The organism is Collinsella sp. SGI.033 (assembly GCF_050315135.1).
In the GTDB taxonomy this organism is placed as follows: Bacteria; Actinomycetota; Coriobacteriia; order Coriobacteriales; family Coriobacteriaceae; genus Collinsella.
In genome coordinates, this window is the sequence record NZ_JBNPOK010000001.1 from 135,121 (window position 1) to 152,959 (window position 17,839).

At 61.6% G+C, this 17,839-nt stretch carries 14 protein-coding genes and 1 tRNA gene; 4 read left to right on the top strand and 11 right to left on the bottom strand.

Annotated features, from left to right (window positions below; genetic code table 11):
- Nucleotides 1-8 precede the first annotated feature (8 nt).
- The 11 genes from ACQRC0_RS00675 to ACQRC0_RS00725 all read right to left on the bottom strand — a co-directional run bounded on the left by ACQRC0_RS00675 (nt 9) and on the right by ACQRC0_RS00725 (nt 13,238).
- The gene (locus ACQRC0_RS00675; protein ID WP_427726909.1) at nt 9-938 is read right to left on the bottom strand and encodes a YcjF family protein; all 930 of its coding nucleotides are present in this window, start codon (nt 936-938) and stop codon (nt 9-11) included.
- An 18-nt stretch (nt 939-956) separates the two neighbouring features.
- Complete coding sequence (locus tag ACQRC0_RS00680) at nt 957-2,183, bottom strand: FtsW/RodA/SpoVE family cell cycle protein (RefSeq protein ID WP_154516190.1); 1,227 nt, start codon at nt 2,181-2,183, stop codon at nt 957-959.
- Between the two features lie 9 nt (nt 2,184-2,192).
- Nucleotides 2,193-4,262: a penicillin-binding protein 2 gene (gene mrdA / locus ACQRC0_RS00685; RefSeq protein ID WP_154516187.1), complete on the bottom strand. Its 2,070-nt coding sequence runs from the start codon at nt 4,260-4,262 to the stop codon at nt 2,193-2,195.
- A 13-nt stretch (nt 4,263-4,275) separates the two neighbouring features.
- Nucleotides 4,276-4,842, bottom strand: a complete 567-nt coding sequence (locus tag ACQRC0_RS00690) for a hypothetical protein (RefSeq protein WP_427726912.1) — start codon at nt 4,840-4,842, stop codon at nt 4,276-4,278.
- A 12-nt stretch (nt 4,843-4,854) separates the two neighbouring features.
- Nucleotides 4,855-5,796: a rod shape-determining protein MreC gene (gene mreC, locus ACQRC0_RS00695; RefSeq protein WP_427726915.1), complete on the bottom strand. Its 942-nt coding sequence runs from the start codon at nt 5,794-5,796 to the stop codon at nt 4,855-4,857.
- Between the two features lie 78 nt (nt 5,797-5,874).
- The gene (locus ACQRC0_RS00700) at nt 5,875-6,906 is read right to left on the bottom strand and encodes a rod shape-determining protein (RefSeq protein ID WP_006236061.1); all 1,032 of its coding nucleotides are present in this window, start codon (nt 6,904-6,906) and stop codon (nt 5,875-5,877) included.
- A gap of 127 nt (nt 6,907-7,033) precedes the next feature.
- Nucleotides 7,034-8,338 carry a tetratricopeptide repeat protein gene (locus ACQRC0_RS00705; protein WP_427726917.1) on the bottom strand — a complete coding sequence of 435 codons (1,305 nt, stop codon included), beginning with the start codon at nt 8,336-8,338 and terminating at the stop codon, nt 7,034-7,036.
- Between the two features lie 12 nt (nt 8,339-8,350).
- Nucleotides 8,351-8,893 carry a peptidylprolyl isomerase gene (locus ACQRC0_RS00710; protein ID WP_154516178.1) on the bottom strand — a complete coding sequence of 181 codons (543 nt, stop codon included), beginning with the start codon at nt 8,891-8,893 and terminating at the stop codon, nt 8,351-8,353.
- A 105-nt stretch (nt 8,894-8,998) separates the two neighbouring features.
- A complete protein-coding gene (locus tag ACQRC0_RS00715; RefSeq protein ID WP_154516175.1) occupies nt 8,999-10,153 on the bottom strand; it encodes a zinc ribbon domain-containing protein in 1,155 nt (384 codons plus the stop codon).
- Nucleotides 10,154-10,368: 215 nt separating this feature from the next.
- A complete protein-coding gene (locus ACQRC0_RS00720; RefSeq protein WP_427726920.1) occupies nt 10,369-13,086 on the bottom strand; it encodes an HAD-IC family P-type ATPase in 2,718 nt (905 codons plus the stop codon).
- Between the two features lie 75 nt (nt 13,087-13,161).
- Nucleotides 13,162-13,238 (bottom strand) — tRNA-Arg (locus ACQRC0_RS00725).
- 203 nt (nt 13,239-13,441) lie between these two features.
- Between ACQRC0_RS00725 and aroF the strand changes: the two genes are divergently transcribed.
- Genes aroF through aroA form a run of 4 tightly spaced genes read left to right on the top strand, consistent with a single transcriptional unit; the run spans nt 13,442 to nt 17,838 of the window.
- The gene (gene aroF / locus ACQRC0_RS00730; protein WP_427726922.1) at nt 13,442-14,464 is read left to right on the top strand and encodes a 3-deoxy-7-phosphoheptulonate synthase; all 1,023 of its coding nucleotides are present in this window, start codon (nt 13,442-13,444) and stop codon (nt 14,462-14,464) included.
- A gap of 3 nt (nt 14,465-14,467) precedes the next feature.
- Nucleotides 14,468-15,382: a prephenate dehydrogenase gene (locus ACQRC0_RS00735; RefSeq protein ID WP_427726924.1), complete on the top strand. Its 915-nt coding sequence runs from the start codon at nt 14,468-14,470 to the stop codon at nt 15,380-15,382.
- Between the two features lie 36 nt (nt 15,383-15,418).
- Entirely contained in the window at nt 15,419-16,525 is a 1,107-nt protein-coding gene (gene aroB, locus ACQRC0_RS00740) for a 3-dehydroquinate synthase (protein ID WP_427726927.1), read from the top strand.
- Nucleotides 16,519-17,838 carry a 3-phosphoshikimate 1-carboxyvinyltransferase gene (aroA, locus tag ACQRC0_RS00745; RefSeq protein WP_427726929.1) on the top strand — a complete coding sequence of 440 codons (1,320 nt, stop codon included), beginning with the start codon at nt 16,519-16,521 and terminating at the stop codon, nt 17,836-17,838. Before aroB ends, aroA begins: the two co-directional genes overlap by 7 nt.
- Nucleotide 17,839: the final 1 nt, after the last annotated feature.

The window sequence follows — 17,839 nt, forward strand, 5'->3', positions numbered from 1 at the left end:
AGAAACCCCTAAGCAGCGAGATCGGATGCATCCTCAAAAGGATTCATGGGACGGGTAGCGCCGGCAACCGTGGTCACCAGGTCGCGGACGCGCGAGAACGTGGCGGCAACCACCTCGTTGGCACGGCTGTAGTCGATATCGCGCTCGTAGAGAGACACGAGCGCACGGCCCATGCCATAGGTGCCGAGAGCGGCGGAGAGTGCCTTGACGGCAAAGCCGATATGCGGCGTCTGCTTCACCAGGGCGCGAGTGACGGCGCGCATTACCAAGCCGCCGGCAAGCACGCCCGCGACCTCGTAGCCGCGCTCGGGCTTAATGCCGCGTCCAAAGATGGCCGCAAGCTCAAAGAGCATGCCAACCTGCGCCAGCGCCATAACGGGATAATCGGCCCCCGGCAAAAACACCAGCGCGCCCGTCGCCATATTGGTAAGCGCGCACGAGGTGATGATGCGGTTGGCGGCGGCGATGCGCATAAAGGCAAAGTTCGCCGCAAAGGCCGTCTCCTTTTCCGTACGGTCCAGGATCCAGCGGGCGAGTGTCTCGAGCAGATACGTCTTATCGGTGGCCGCTACCACGCCGAGCATGGGCGTGGACTCCTGGATAAAAGGCACCTCGACAGCGGACTCGGCCAGCACGCACACGGGCGCGCCGGCAATGACGAGCTCCTGCACGGCGCTCTCAAGGCGCTCAGATCCGCACGAAAGCACCAGCACCACGTCGGTATCGGTCTTGGGGACGATTCGCTCCTCACCCAGGCGCTCAACGCGGACAATACCCGAGGTCGTCTGCGGCACAAAGGCATCGCGCACCGTCTCGACCAAAAAACGCGAGGCGGTCGAATCCAGGTAGACCGAAACGCGCACCGGCGTATCGGAATCCCTCTTGGTGGTCGCGCCCATTTTAAAAGCGCGAGTCAGCTTTTCTACGGGAATCTTCATGGCAAACCCCTCCAGCGGTTACGCGGCGCCCGAACGATGCCGCCATATGGATTGTACGATACCCACCGTCAACAACTGGATCATCATCGAGGACGAACCAAAGCTAATGAACGGCAGCGGAATACCGGTAATCGGCATCATGCCAATGCACATGCCGATGTTCTCGAACGTCTGAAATGCCCACATGCCGACAATACCCACGCATGACAAGCGTAGAAACAGAGACTCGCACTTAAAGGCGACGCGGATCGTCGAGAAGATGAGCAGTACGTACAGGCACAGCAACAAAAAGGAACCGCAGAAGCCGAACGTCTCTGACAAAAAGGCGAAGACGAAGTCGGTATGGAACTCGGGCAGAAAGCCCCCGGCCGACTGCGTCGCATGCCCCAGGCCCTTACCAAAGAAACCGCCCGAGCCGACCGCGATCAACGACTGCTGCAGGTTATACGCATCGTCCGAATCGGCGTTGTCGGGGTCGATAAAGACCGTCAGACGATTCATCTGGTACTGCTTAATGAGCACATCATGACCGAGCAGCGAATCGAAGACCGAATCGAGCGCCAGGACGAGCGCCACCAAACCCACGAGCAGAGCCAAAGTCGACAGCACCCATTCGCGGCGCGCACCGCTCATGCAGATGACGATGGCGCCCGACACCAGCACGACCAGACCCGAGCCCAAATCGCCCATGGCGACGACGGCCAAAAACGGAACGGACAGCATGCCGCAGAGCTTAATGTAGTCGCGAGCGGTATCGATGCGCCCGTTGTACTGCGAGCCAAGCGTGGCCATAAAGAAGATGGTGATGAGCTTGGCAAGCTCAACGGGCTGGAATGTTAAACCGATACCGGGAATCTTGATCCAACCCGTCATTCCCAAGCCGCCCGTGTAGGACAGGCCCGGAATCTTAGGCGAGAAGATCACGATGAGATCGATGACGAGCAGGGCCGTCGAAAAGTTGGAAATGCCGCGCAGGTCGGTGCGCCAGACGAGCACCGCCAGCACCGCGCCAATACCGATACCCAGCAGGTGACGCGAGAACGAGGCATCGGCTTTAAACTGCGAGGCGGACCAGATAATAATGGCGCCATAGGTGACGAGCGCCACAGTCGCCAACAGCACGCCGACGTGCACCTTTTGGCGAAACGTTCCGCGCGATGCGGAAATCTGCTTGTTGACGCGGTCCAGGCTGCTGCGAGAGCCGGTTTTGGTTGAGCGGAACAGGTCCGCCGGCGAAAAGTCCATCGCAACCTCCTATCGAACCGAGGAATCGCCCGTGGCCGTCGACGTGTCGGGCTCGTCATAAATCGCACCGAGGACATCGCGCACAACGTGCAGCGCGGTATCGGAGCCGCCACCGCCCTGTTCCAAGACAGTGGCGATCACGTACTTGGGGTCATCGGCCGGCGCGTAGGCGCAAAACCACGCGTAATCGTCCTCGCCGCTCTTCTCGCCCGTGCCGGACTTGCCGTAGACCGTAGGGGTCAGGGAGTTAAAGTGCGCGGCGGTCGAAGTCGACGCCGAGTAAATCACATCGTGCATGCCGTTGCGGACCAGCGCAAGATCGGCATCGTTGTTAATTTGAGCCTCAAGGCGCTTCTTTTTGCCCTTGCCGTTGTACTTGTAGGCATCGCCGTCGCCATCACGCGAGACAGCAGACAAGAACACATGCGGCACATACTGTTTGCCGCCGTTGGCAATACCCATGTAGGCGCAGGCCATCTGCAGCGGTGTCACCAGAATGTCGCCCTGACCGATGGCGATGTTGGTCATATCGCCGGCATTCCACTTGCGGTCCTCGGCCGAGGCGTCGGTAAAGTACGACTCTTTCCACTCTGCATCGGGAATGCGGCCCGCACCCTCACTCGGCAGGTCGATGCCGCAGGTCTTGCCCAGGCCCCAACGGCGAAAGACCTCTTGCAGGCCTTCGGGATGCTGGTCGTTGTAGAAAAAGGCCTTGCCCATATCGTAGAACACGGGGTCGCAGGAGTTGGCGATACCGGACTGCAGCGTCATCGTGCCGTGGCCGGAGTGCAGCCAGCAGTACTTTCCCCAAGATTTGCCCAAGCCGGTCCAATATCCCGTGCAGTTGGTCGTTTGACTCGAAGTGTACGTGCCAAATTCGAGGCCAGCCAACGCCGAGAGGGGCTTGATGGTCGAGGCGGACATGTACTGGCCGCTAATGGCGCGGTTGAGCAGCGGATGCGAGCCCTCGTCATCGTTAAGCTCGGTCCACACGTCATTGGAAACGCCGCCGATAAAGACAGAAGGATCAAACTTGGGTTCGCTTGCCATGCCCAAGATCTCGCCGTTGTTGGGGTCAAGGCACACCACGGCACCGTTGCCGGCATTGCTATGGCCCGTAGTCTTGGCAAGCTCAATGGCATTCGCCAGAGCCGTCTCGCAGGCCTGTTGAATCTTAAGATCGAGCGTAAGCTTAATGTCAGAACCGGCCTTGGCGGGAACGGCGCCGGCTTGACCGGTAACGTTACCCGAGGCGTCAACTTTCACGGTCTGCTCACCGCGAATGCCCTGCAGCAGATTTTCGTAGTAAATCTCTACGCCCGCCTGACCCACAATATCGCCCGATTGATACGAGATCTGGCCAGCCGCGCTTTCGTTGCCGTCCGACGACTTCTTGTTCTGCGCCTCGAGCTGCTCGGAGGTAATGGTACCGGTATAGCCCAAAATATGGCAGGCGGTCTCGCCATACGGGTACTGGCGCTCGGTGCGCTCGGCGATCTTCACGCCGGGAAACTCACCGGCGTGCTCCTGAATGTAGGCGACGGTAGAGCGGCGCACGTCAGTCGCGATCGTATGCAGGCTCTGCGCGCCCTCGGAATTGTCCTGGATGTTGCGCAGCACCGCGACATACGGCATGCCGAGCACGTTGGCAAGATGACGCACCAGCACCTTGTCGTCGGCAAGATCGCGATAGGCGACGACGGCGAGCGAGGGGCGGTTTTGCACCAGTGCGACGCCGTTGCGGTCCAAGATGCGGCCACGCACGGCAGGCGTGGTAACGGTACGGGTCTGATTGCTCTTGGCCTGCTTGTCGTAGTAGTCCGACGAGACCATCTGCATGCCCCACAGCTTAACGGCAAGCGCGGCAAACATGGCACCAACGCCCGTGGTGAGGATGGAAAAACGGCCCTTGAAGGCCGTGGCGGCCGTATTGCCCTCGCCCTCGGTGGCGCGCGGGGCCGTTCCGTGCTGTGTGTCGTAGGTAAAGCGGGAGTCGCCGCGGCGCATGATGACCAGCGCGACCACAATGGCCACGACCAGCGCGATACCGGCGACAACAACCGTCAACTGGGAAGACATCTATAGGCCTCCCCTATTTGAGCTTACGGGTCTTGGGCTTAAAGCGCATACCCGTCTGACGCCCACCGCGCGCGGAGAACCCATAGCCAGACTGCGGAGCGGCACCGGACATCAAAAACGGAATGGCAATCAAGCCCGTCAGGATCGAGGACGGCAGAGCGTGCCCAAAGATGGCCACCACAAAGCTCGTCTCCAGACCCATAAACAGCAAGATGATGCTGTAGACCACGTTGATGGCAAGCGCAAAGGCGCCCACGGTAACGCCGCGCGCGCTCGGCGAGCCGCCCGTCTGACCAGCCGCGCTGTGCACCAAAGCAAAACTGCCCACGGTCAGCAGCAGCGACATAACGCCCACCGGCACGGCGGCGGAAAGGTCGTAAAACAGACCGCTGCAAAAGCCGCACACGACGGCACGCGTAGGGTCGCCCGAAAACACGCTCAGACACACCAAGATGATCATAAAGTTGACGCGGCCGCCCGCGATGGAGATTTGCGGTGCCAGTCCCGCCTGCAGCAGCACGCAGACGATAGCGGCGATTGCAAAGGCGCGGGAGCCAGTCCCCTGCTCGTGTAGATCCATGGACATGCCTCCCTATTCGCTCGATCCAGAATCGGACGCTTCGGCCGTGTCGGAATCATCATCCGATTTCTCGTCCTTAGACTGAGTCGCGGCATCGCGCGACGAGCCCTGCGGGGTACTATTGGCCGAGCTCACATCATCGTCCGAAGCCGACTGCTCGTCGGTGAGCGAGGTGATGACGAGCACTTCCTCATTGTTCTCGGCCGTGGTCTGCGCACGTACCACAATGGTGTAGTACACGTCGTTAGCCGACTTCTCGACCGAAGACACGGTGCCAAGCGGCAGTCCCTTGGGGAACACGCCACCGATGCCCGAGGTCACGATGATATCGCCCACCTTAACATCGGAGTCGACGCTCACGTACTCAAGACGCAGCGTGCCATCGGGCTGGCCCTGTAGCATGCCTTGTGCGCGCGTGTCCTGCACCATGGCGGACACACCAGAGTTCTCGTCGCCAATCAGGCGCACGGTCGATGTCTTGGCCGAAACCTCGATAATCTGGCCGATGACGCCGGCCGAGCTCGTCACGGGCATGTTGATGGTAAGCCCGTCGGCAGAACCCTTATCGATGGTGACGGTCGACGTCCAGGCGTCACCCGAGGCTCCGACAATACGAGCCGCAGTGGACTTGAGGTTATAGGTCGACTGCAGGCCCACAAGACCCTCAAGGCGCTCAGCGGTCTTTTGGGCCTCGGAAAGCTCCGCGACCTTGGAAGTGAGGACCTCGTTTTGCTTCTTAAGGTCGTCGAGCGACTCCTGCGAGGCGGTGAGGTTGGAGAACACGTTGCCGATGGCATTGAATGGCGCCGCCACCGCCGAGCCAACGAAACGCACCGGAGAGGTGATTGTCGTAACGCCCGAACGCACGGCATGTATCGGCCCGGCCTCGCCCTCTCGAATGTAAAACGTGAGCAGCAACACAGAAATCAGGCTGAAAACAATCAACGGGCGCATACCCGTTGATTGTCGTTTGGTATTCAGATTTGAAGAGAAACCCGAAGATCGTGCCAAATGGAATCCACCTTTTGGAAATTAAGCATTGGTCTGGACGAAACCGCCGTCAAACGCGTTGGCCTCGAGCACGCGGGCGCAACCGTTTACGACGTTGTCGAGCGCCGTGGGGCTCACGTTGACCGAAACGCCTGTCTCGTCGCGCAAGCGGACGTCGAGGCCGCGCAGCAGCGCACCGCCGCCGGTCAACAGAATGCCGTAGTACATAAGATCCGAGGCAAGATCGGGCGGCGTGGCGTCGAGTGCGTCCTTGACGGCCTTGGCCATCTCGTCGAGCGGCTTATTGAGCGCACGACGAATCTCCTCGCTCTCGATGCGCACGGTCTTGGGCAGGCCCGTGATCACGTCGCGGCCATTGACCTCGACGTCGAGCTCGTCCTTGAGCGGCACGGCAGAGCCGACCTTAATCTTAATGTCCTCGGCCGTGCGCTCGCCGATGGCCAAATTGTAGGCATCGCGAACATGCGTGAGGATAGCCTGATCGAACTCGTCGCCGGCAATGCGGATGGACTGCGACACGACGATACCGCCCATGGCGATAACGGCAACCTCGGTGGTGCCGCCACCGATGTCAATGACCATGGAGCCGGTCGGCTCCTCGACAGGCAAGTCAGCACCGATAGCCGCGGCCATGGGCTCCTCGATCAGATAGGCCTGGCGAGCGCCAGCCTGGATCGTAGCCTCAAAAACGGCGCGCTTCTCGACCGACGTGACACCAGAGGGAACGCATACGACGACGCGCGGACGAGGGGTCCACGGATAGCGCTTCTCGGAAGCCTTATCGATAAAGTAGCGAAGCATGGCCTCGGTGACATCGAAGTCGGCGATGACGCCATCCTTAAGAGGACGCACGGCCACAATGTTGCCGGGCGTACGGCCAAGCATACGCTTAGCCTCGATACCGACTGCAAGAATGCGCTCATCGTTTTTGTCGATGGCGACGACGGAAGGCTCGCGAATGACGATGCCCTTGCCGCGCACAGAGACAAGCGTATTGGCGGTGCCGAGGTCGATGGCTAGATCGCCCGCATAGCTACCGAAGAACATGTCCATCAAAGAAAACAACGCAACTCCTGATGTGTTGGATGATTGCTGGAAAACTACTAGCCCATCATACTAGCGCAAGCCCGGCACCTCACTTGCGGTGAAGCACCGGGCAGCGCCAAATCTCATAAGGTCACTACTGGTTGTCAGCGGCCGAGAAATCGATGTCGAGCGAAGATACCGCCCAGCCGATATGGTTATCGGAGCGCACGAATTTGACGGTATATTCCTGCTCGCCGCCCTTGGAGAGCGAAGCTTTCACCTTCGCGGTGGTCTCGGTCATGGACTGATCCATGCCCTCGATGGAGACGGTGGCGCCCTGCGGGATCGAGGAGATAATCATCGCCTTGGCGTCCTCGGACAGGCTGGAGGCCAGGCAGGACTCGGCCTTAGCGGTATCACCGTCGCCGGCAGCCTGGAACAGATCGGTGATGACGGACTCCTGCGAGGGGATACCCATGCCGCGCGTGTAGGCAAAGCCCAAACCGCCCGCGGCAAGAACAATCAGCAGAAGCAAAACCAGGAAGACCTTGAGGCCCGTATGGCGATGGCGACGACGGACCTTGGCCTGCTTGCGGTCCTGACGATCCTGTTGGACCATCTCGGACTCGGACAGCGTAAAGAAGCCCGTGTCGGACGGATCGGGCATAAACTGGCCAGTGGCACCCGTGGGATCGAGCGAATCGACAGCAGTCGTATCCATGGCGGGCGCCGGGGCCGTGGCCATGGCGGTCTGGGCCGAAAGCGCGGCAAGTGAATCGTGCACGCGGGCAAGCTCATCGGCCTGCTCGGGTGTGAGCTGATAGATGCCGTCGGCGGTGGCGGCATTAAAGGCATCGAGCGCCTCGGAAGGACGACCCGCGGCAGAAAGCGCCTCGCCCATACCCGCGTTAAGCGCACGCGTGTCATCGCGCGGACCGGCAAAGTCGATAGCGGTGCGGTAGGTCTCCACGGCGTCCGCCGGTCGGCCAAGTTTGATGAAGCAGCGGCCGAGCTCGCCAAGGGCGGCCGCGGGGGCTGGATTGGCGCCATCGATGGCGGCCTGGCGGAAGGCAGTGCCTGCATTGGCGAAATCGCCCGACTGGAACAGCGCGTTGCCAAGACCCAGATAGGCCTTAAACGGCGTGGCATAGGAAGCATCCTGCGTTGCGGCGGAGAACGCCTGGGCTGCGGTCACATAGTCACCCACGGCAGCGAGCGCCTTGCCGCGGTTGGTGAGCAGCGCGCCGCGCTTTCCATAGGTGCCGTCGTTGAGGGCAGCCGCGTACGCCTCGGCAGCCTCGGCATACATACCCAGGTGCATCAGAGCGTTGCCACGCAGATGGTCGGCCTCGCCCATGATCTCGCTGGGGGTCTTTGCCGCACCGAGCATCTGAGCGGCTGCAGAAAAGTCGCCCGCACGATAAGCGGCTCGACCCTGTTGAATCAGCTGGCTATTCAAGGAAGTCCCCTTTTACTCGTGAACGATCTCGACATGGACGATCTCGTCGCCGGCACGCAGCTGCGAAATCACGTCGAGGCCCTCGACCGTGGTGCCAAAGACGGTGTAACCGGAATCCAGATTGTGCTGGGCTCCCAGGCAGAAGTAGAACTGGGAGCCCGCGGAATCGGGATCCATGGAACGCGCCATGGCAAGCGCACCGTCCACATGGCTGTTGCGCGGGTTGGTGGCAAACTCTCCCTTGATGCAGTAGCCGGGGCCACCGGTGCCGGGCATACCGTCGGGGCCCTCAAGGCCGGCGGCGACGTCAGCGCCGGACATATCGCGGGTATTGGGGTCGCCGCCCTGGATCACAAAGCCGGGCACATAGCGGTGAAACTTAAGGCCGTCATAAAAGCCCATGGTGGAAAGCTCGCAGAAGTTCGCCACATGGATGGGAGCGCCCTCGCCGTCAAATTTGACCTTGATCGTACCCTTCGACGTCTCGATGATCGCACACTCATCACCAGCGAGCTGGTACTCGGGCGTATAAAGCTCTTTCTTAAAACCAAACATGTGGTTCCTTCCTCGTGCGTTTAAAGCATATTTGTACGAATTGTAGCAATAAGCACGGGCTTCCATCAATTGCGCACGCAGGTTATGCCGTCGGAGGGCAACAAATTACGAACGCGGCTGCGGCTTCCAGGCGCTCACATTGGCATCGTACTGGTTAAGGGCGCTGTTGCCGCCCTGTGCGATGGGCGCCAAGATTTCACTCTGGCGGGCGCTCAGCGACTCGCCATCGGGAATGGACAGCGAGATATCCCAGCTCTGGCAGATCATGTCGACGCGCTCGTACATCCACTCGGCAAGCTGCTTGAGGTGCTCGATATCCTCCGCGTAGACGGTATCATCTTGCACCTTAAGGTTGTTGAGCTCGTCTTGGGTCTTTTTGATCTGGTCGCGCAGGGCATAAGCGCTCTGCGACAGCTCCTGACGCGTGGAGAGCGGCGTGCGCAGGTACCCGCTGTTAAACGAGTCGACAACCTCGCCGATCTGATCATCGTCGCCATACGACACGATGGTCCGATACAGACCGTCGAGCTTGGTATAGAGCTGGTCGTCGGAAAGGACGGTCTCCTCCTGGACCACCTCGGCGGTATCGTCGGACTTGGTCTCTTCCTCGGTAGCCTCGCCCTTCTGGCGCGAGGGGAACGTCGTCTTGGCGGCCTGGCCAAACTGGTCGTAAAAGCCCGGCATAACGCCCATGGGGTCCGACGTCACAAACCAATAGGCACTGCCGCACACGGCAGCGAGCAACGCGATGACGATGAGCGGCTTGGGAATACGGCGCTTGTGCTTGTGGTAGGCATCCTCGTCAGGATGCACCTTGCGCTTGGGTTTTTGATTTTTGGACTGAGCGTCGTCACGAAGGGACACCGGCAGCGGGATATCGACCTTGGGAATGCCAAAATCCCTGTCGAAAGCCGGCAGCACGCAGGTCTCATTGGGATCGGCGGCATCGGAAAGTACCGCGGCGGCAGAGGCCGGCGCATGGGGCACCTCGGTATCGATCTGCTCCTGCGTCAGGCGGGGAAAACCAGCCGTGCGCCCAGCAGCCAGGTCGGATGCTGCCGCATCCTCGGATAGAATGCCCGGGGCAGGGCGCCCGCACTTGGAACAGGTACGGTCATGAGGCGACAGACGGGCACCGCAGCCTTCGCAGAACACAAACTCGGTGTGCTCGGGGCCATCGCCCGGGCCAACATAGGTATTGCAATAGGGGCAGAACGAGGAGCCGTCCTCTATGGTCTTGAGACAATGCGGGCAAATCACGGCATCCTCTTTTCGGAATCATTCGAACAATCGAGGTTAGAGCATAACATCGCTACGCCCCTAAAGGCACAGGGCACCAATTCAACATCGCAGGGTAGCTAATTTGGGACGGGGCTTTTTTAGCTGCCCTGGCCGCCAATCGGCCAAATAGATCGCGTCATCAGCCGGGTAGCTAAAAAAGCCCCGTCCCAAATTAGCTACCCTGTGAGGTGCGGTTACTTCTTCTTTTTGCTCGGCATCGAGACCTTAATGCCCTGGGCGGACTTGGTCACACGCGAGCGCCTGACGCCCGCGCCCTTCTTTTTCTTGGGCTGGGTCTTTTCCACGCCCTCGAGCGCGCGGGCCTCGGCCTCGCGAGCGGTGCGATCTTCGCGGCGCTGCGCCATGTCGGCGGCGACGCGCTTGGCAAAACGCTCGGCCGTCGAGCCCGTCGAGCTCACTTTGCCGCCACCGCGGCCCAAGCGAACGCGCACGCCGCGACCAAAGCCAGTGGCGGCATGGCGGCGACGCGGCTTAAGCGAATCCATCATCGTGGCGAGTTTAAAGAACACGCTGCAAGTAAAGACCACAATCACCAGAAGGATAATTGCCTCGCCCATCGACAAGTTGGCGATGGACAGCAGCTCGGGGAATCCGATAACGCCCGCCAAGATGCCGACGACGACAAATACAAAGAGCATCACACGCAAGGGTGTGAGCGGCTGCGAGATACGCCAGATCAGGCTCACGCTTGCCGCACACGACGTGAGAAGGCACATCGTCGACAGCGTGAGCTGGCCAAAGCCAAACACGCGCGCCACAAAGATGTCGAGCGCCGCGGCCAAAATGACTGCAACCGACGCCGGCAGCGCACGCTTGAGCACGTTGGTCAAGAATGAGCCCTTCACGCGGGCATTGTTGGGCTCAAGGCCCAGCACAAAGCCCGGCGCACCGATGCAGAAGAAGTTAATGAGCGTCATCTGGATAGGCTCAAAGGGATACGGCGGCAGCGCGATGCACAGCGCCGCCAGGCCCATCGAGAACAGCGTCTTGGTCAGGAACAGCGAGGCCGAACGCTGCAGGTTGTTGATGGAGCGACGGCCCTCGGCCACCACGGCGGGCATCGAGGCAAAGTCGTTATCGACCAGCACGATCTCGGCCACGTTGCGTGCGGCGTCGGAACCGGCGGCCATGGCCACGGAGCAGTCCGCCTCCTTGAGCGCCAGCACATCGTTGACGCCGTCACCCGTCATGGCAACGGTATGGCCACGACGCTTGAGCGCCTGCACGAGCTCGCGCTTCTGCTGCGGGGTCACGCGGCCAAAGACATGGTAGCGGTCCACCGCCGCATCAATCTTGGACGGCGTATCGAGCGTCATGGCGTCCACATAAGCGTCCGCCCCCGGCACGCCCACCACGCGCGCGATCGACGACACCGTACGAGGGTCGTCGCCACTGATCACGTTGAGGGTCACGCCCTGCTCGTTAAAGTAGCCGATGGTCTCGGCGGCCGAAGTGCGAATCTCATCGCGAATGGTCACAAAGCCCACGGGCTCGGCCTCGCCCACCATATCGCCATCGGGCGTAAAGCCGTCCACACGGGCCACCACGAGCACGCGGCAGGTGTCGGCAAGCTCGGCCACACGATTTTCGACCTGCGCAAAGATACGCTCCGAAAGCACAAATTGCGCCGCGCCCATCACATAGGAGCCCTGCGCAAACGAGGCGCCGCTCCACTTTTTGGAGGACGAAAACGGAATGACCGACAGCGGCTCGGACACCTCGACCGGGCGGTCGGCGTAGTAGTTGAGCAGCGCCTGGCAGGTCTCATTGGCATCAGCCGAGGTCGCGCGCGCGACATTGGCAAGCGCAAAATCGAGCACGGTAGTATCGACGGGGACAGGTGCCTCGTCCGGGGCCAAGCCCACACCCTCAACGGGCAACGGATAGGTGCCCTCGACCTCCATGCGACCCGACGTGATAGTGCCCGTCTTGTCCAGGCACAGCACGTCGACGCGCGCGAGCGTCTCGATGCAATAGAGCTGTTGCGCGAGTACCTTGCGGCGCGCCAGGCGCACCGTGGCAATCGCGAGCACCGACGAGGTCAGCAGCACCAGGCCCTGCGGAATCATGCCCAAAAGAGCGCCCACCGTGGACAGCAGCGCCGACGAAGGCACGCGACCGGCCAGCAGCTCGGAAAAGCACCACGAAAGCGCGCTATCGCCCGGCGTACCGGCGGCATCCCATAGCCCGCTCACACTCGCGGCAAACAAGGCCAGACCGAGCGGAATCATGATGACGCTCGCAAAGCGCACGATGGCGTTGAGCGCGTTCATGATCTCGGAATTGACCTTTTTGACGTACTTGGCCTCGTTGTTGATCTTGGCCACATAGTTATCCGCACCAACATGGACCACGCGGGCACGCAACAGGCCCGAGTCGATAAAGCTGCCGCTCATGAGCTCGGAGCCAGGCTGCTTCTTAATAAGGTCGCTCTCGCCCGTCAGCAGACTTTCGTTAACGAGCGCCTCGCCCGATACCACCACGGCGTCGGCAGGTATCTGGTCCCCGCGCCCCAGACGAATGATGTCGTCGAGCACGATCTGGTCCAAGTCGAGCTCCACCTCGGCACCATCGCGCACCGCGATGGCCTTCTTTGAAGTGAGGAGTGTGAGCTTGTCGACCATCTTCTTTGATCGCATGGACTGGATAACACCGATGGCGGTGTTGAGGAACACCACGAACAGGAACGTCAGGTTCTTAAACGATCCGGTCATAATGACCAAAAACGCTAAAACCACGTTGATCAGATTGAACAGCGTGCAGAGATTTTCGATGATAAGCTCACGAACCGATTTGGTCTTGAGCTCCATGTTGCGGTTGATCTTGCCGGCGGCAATGCGCTCCTCGACCTCGGCGGTCGAAAGTCCGCGCTCGATATCTGTAGCTGCCATACCACGTCCCATCACGTCGCATCGGTATAAGAAAACCGCCCGGACCATACGAGGTTCGGACGGCCTTACGTTCGATGGTGCCCCATGTTGGATTCGAACCAACGGCCTTCTGCTCCGGAGGCAGACGCTCTAATCCCCTGAGCTAATAGGGCCAACGGTTGGCATTATACCCAAGTGCGCCACGAGCTAACAACATAACAGAAAAAGCTCTGCAATTACGTGGGAGACGAAGCGCAACGGCTCACTTTAGGACGCAAAAGTGAAATAATTAGTATAAACTCTCATGCACCATATGATACGGCTCGCACTGCGGGCCGTTTTTGCAAGGGTTATCCATCGAGGTGAGAGGCACACCATGATTGCAATTTTAAAGCGGAGCGCAAGCGATGAGGCCATCGGCCACATCGTCAGCTGGATTGAGAAGAAGGGTCTCAAAACCGACGTGTCGCGGGGCGAGAACGAGACCATCATCGGCCTGGTGGGCGATACGACCAAGATCGACCCGTTCCTGCTCGAGTCCATGGACGTCGTCGAGCGTGTGCAGCGCGTCTCCGAGCCGTTCAAGCGTGCCAACCGCAAGTTCCACCCCGAGGACTCCGTCATCGACTGCGGCCACGGCATCAAGATCGGCGGCGACCAGTTCCAGGTCATCGCCGGACCCTGCTCCGTCGAGGGCGAAAACCTCATTCGCATCGCACGCCGCGTAAAGGCCGCCGGCGCCACCATGCTGCGTGGCGGTGCCTACAAGCCCCGCACCTCCCCTTACGCCTACCAGGGCATGGGCCCCGCCGGCCTGGACCTGCTATGCGAGGCATCGGCCGAGCTCGACATGCCGATCGTCACCGAGATCATGGACCCGCGCGACGTGCAGGTCTTCTTGGATAAGAAGATTGACGTCATGCAGATTGGCGCCCGCAACGCGCAGAACTTCCCCCTGCTCAAGGAGGTCGGCAAGACCAAGACCCCGGTCCTGCTCAAGCGCGGCATGTCCGGCACCGTCGACGAGCTGCTCATGGCTGCCGAGTACATCATGAGCGAGGGCAACGATAACGTTATCCTGTGCGAGCGCGGCATTCGCACCTTCGAGACCCGCACCCGTAACACCTTCGACCTCAACGCCGTGCCGGTGCTGCACCACCTGTCGCACCTGCCCGTCGTGGCCGACCCCAGCCATGCCACCGGCTACACCCGCTACGTTGAACCCATGGCGCTCGCCGCGACCGCCTGCGGCGCCAATGGCCTGGAGATCGAGGTCCACGACGAGCCTAGCCGCGCGTGGTCCGACGGCGCCCAGGCCCTCACCCCCGACCAGTTCGACGACACCATGCGCCGCATCCGCGCCATCCGCGAGGTCGTCTGCCAAGAGACCATGGAGTAGCACATGGGTACGGTGAGAAACGCGCGCGTTAACCAGGGCGGCCCCAAATGCGCCGGCATTGTGGGCCTGGGCCTCATCGGCGGCAGCTTTGCCCGCGGCTATGCGCAGGCGGGCGTCCGCGTGCTGGCCTGGGACCCCGACGATGACGTCATGACGGCCGCCAGCATGGGCACCGTCGCCGGCGAGCTCAACGACGAGACGCTCGGCGAGTGCGACATCATCGTGCTGGCCTGTTACCCCGAGGCCTGCATCGAGTGGCTCGAGGCGCACGCCCAAGCACTCGCCGACGCCACCGATACCGAGGCCATCATGGGGCCCGTGGTGATTGACACCGTGGGCGTGAAGGGCATCGTGTGCGAGCGTGCCTTCGAACTCGCCCGCGAGTACGGGTTTTACTTTGTGGGCGCTCACCCCATGGCGGGCACCCAGTACTCGGGCTACGCGCACTCCCGTGCCGACCTGTTCCAGGGCGCGCCACTCGTGCTCGTGCCGCCCGCGGTGGACGATGCGCTCAAGCTGGAGCTTTTAGGCCAGGTGCGCGAAATGGTGCGCCCCTTAGGGTTTGGCAAGTTCAGCGTGACCACCGCCGCCGAGCACGACCGCGTGATCGCCTTTACGAGCCAGCTCGCGCACGTCGTCTCAAACGCCTACGTCAAGAGCCCGACCGCCCAGGTCCACCACGGCTTTTCGGCCGGTAGCTACCGCGACCTTACCCGCGTGGCGCACCTCAACCCGCAAATGTGGTCCGAGCTCATGATTGACGACGCCGACGCGCTCGCCTTCGAGATCGACCATCTGATCCAGTCACTTGGCGCCTACAGCCGTGCGCTCAAGGACCGCGACCAGCGTTATCTTGAGAATCTCCTTGCCGAGGGCGACCGCATCAAGCGCGCGCTCGACGACGAGGCCACCCACTAGACCACCTATCACGCCAGGTCGAAAGGACCAAAGCTTATGGCGATTACCATCGATATCGACACGGCACGCCCCTACCAGGTGCACGTCGGCACGTTTTTGCTGGAGCAGGCGGGCCCGCTCGTGCGCGCCACCGCCGGCGGATCGCGCGCCGTCATTGTGACAGACACCAACGTGGGTCCGCTCTACCAGATGCCCGTTAAGCAGAGCATGGAGGCTGCGGGCTATACGGTGAGTGTCTGCACCTTCGAGGCCGGCGAGGCCCACAAGCGCGCCGAGACCTACATCAACATCTTGGAGTTTGTGGCCGAGCACGAGCTTTCGCGCTCCGACGTGATCGTGGCGCTCGGCGGCGGCGTCGTGGGCGACGTGGCCGGCTTTGTGGCCGCCACCTACATGCGCGGCTGTAAATTTGTGCAGATCCCCACGAGCCTGCTCGCTATGGTTGATTCGTCGGTGGGCGGCAAGACGGCCATCGACCTAGCCGCCGGCAAAAACCTGGCCGGTGCCTTTTGGCAGCCGAGTGTGGTTATTGCCGACGTGGGGTGTCTCGCCACCCTCACACCCGAGCAGTTCGCCGACGGCTGCGGAGAGGTCGTCAAACACGCCGTGATCGCCGACCCCGAGCTTTTCACCGAGTTGGAGAAGACCCCGCTCACGCTGGAGCTCCTCAAACGCGACGTGGCCCGCGTGGCGCTCATCATCGCCCGCAATATCGACATTAAACGCGCCGTGGTTGTCGCCGATGAGCGCGAGACCAACCAGCGCAAGCTGCTCAACTTTGGACACAGCGCTGGACACGCTGTCGAGGCCTGCGAGCACTTTGAGCTGGGACATGGCAACTGCGTGTCGATCGGCATGGGCATCATCACGCGCGCCGCAGCGCTTCATGGCATCTGCGACGCCGCGCTGCCCGCACGTATTGAGGAGCTCTGCGCCCGCCACGGCCTTAAGACCCGCTGCGAGCTTTCGGCCGACGCCGTCTTTGCCGAGGCGCTGCACGACAAAAAACGCGCCGGTGACACCATCGACCTGGTAATTCCGCACGACATTGGCCGCTGCAGCATCGACCGCACGCCGCTTTCCGCCTTTCATGATTTAATTGCCGAGGGCCTCGGCCAGAAGGGAGACGCCTCCGCATGCTAGCCCGCATCACTCCGTCCCCACTCAAGGGCACCGTCCCCGCCATCGCGTCCAAGTCGATGGCGCACCGCCTGATCATCTGCGCCGCCCTTGCCAACGGAGAGACGCATGTGACCTGCAACACCACCTGCGCCGATATCGAGGCCACGGTGCGCTGCCTCACGGCGCTCGGCGCCCGCATCGAGACCGTCGAGGATGGCTTCCAGGTCCATCCCACTATGAAGAGTATTGAGTTCGGCCTGCTCAAAGCACTTGCCGGCGGCACGCTCGACTGCGGCGAGAGCGGCTCCACCCTCCGCTTTATGCTACCCGTCGCCTGCGCGCTGGGGGCAGAGGCAACCTTTGTGGGCCAGGGCCGTCTGGGCGCCCGCCCGCTCTCCCCGCTCTCGGACGAGATCATCGCCGCCGGCTGCGACCTGCAGGGCCTGGGCGGCTTTCCGCTCAAGACAAGTGGCCGCATGCGCCCGGGTACTTTTATCCTGCCGGGCAATGTGAGCTCACAGTACATCTCCGGTCTACTGTTGGCGGCCCCGCTGCTGGCCCAGCCCTCCTGCGTGCAGGTGACCGGCCTTATCGAAAGTCGCCCCTATATCAACCTGACCATCCAGGCCATGAAGGCGTTTGGAGTTGAGGTCAACGTCGAGCGCATCCCCGCCAAGAATGGCAAGCCCGAGGTCACGAACTTCCGCGTGAGCAGCGGCTCGTACCGCACGCCTGGCAACGTGGCTGTCGAGGGCGATTGGTCCAACGCCGCCTTTTGGCTGTGTGCCGGCGCCATCGGCTCCGACCCCATCACCGTGGAGGGCGTGTCGCTGAGCTCCGCGCAGGGCGACCGCAACGTGCTCGCCGCGCTTTCGCGCTTTGGCGCCCGCATCGTGCGCTCCACCAACGCCGCCACCGTGCAGTCCGACAAGCTCGCCGGCTTTGAGATGAGCGCGCACGACATCCCCGACCTGGTGCCCGTTATCTCTGCCGTGGCATCGCTGGCACAAGGCCGCACGTTCATCCGCGATTGTGCCCGCCTGCGCATCAAAGAATCCGACCGTCTTGCCACTACCACCCGTGAGCTCACCGCGCTGGGCGCACAGGTGCGCATTGCCGGCGACGATCTCATCATCAAGGGTGTCGATGCCTTTACCGGCGGCGAGGTCGATTCGCACAACGACCATCGTATCACCATGATGGCCGCTATCGCCGCGAGCCGTGCTACCGGCGAAGTTGTGATCCACGGCGCTGAGGCTGTCAACAAGTCCTATCCCGATTTCTTTGACCACTACCGCCTGCTGGGCGGCAAGGTCACGCTCGAGGAGGAGTAGC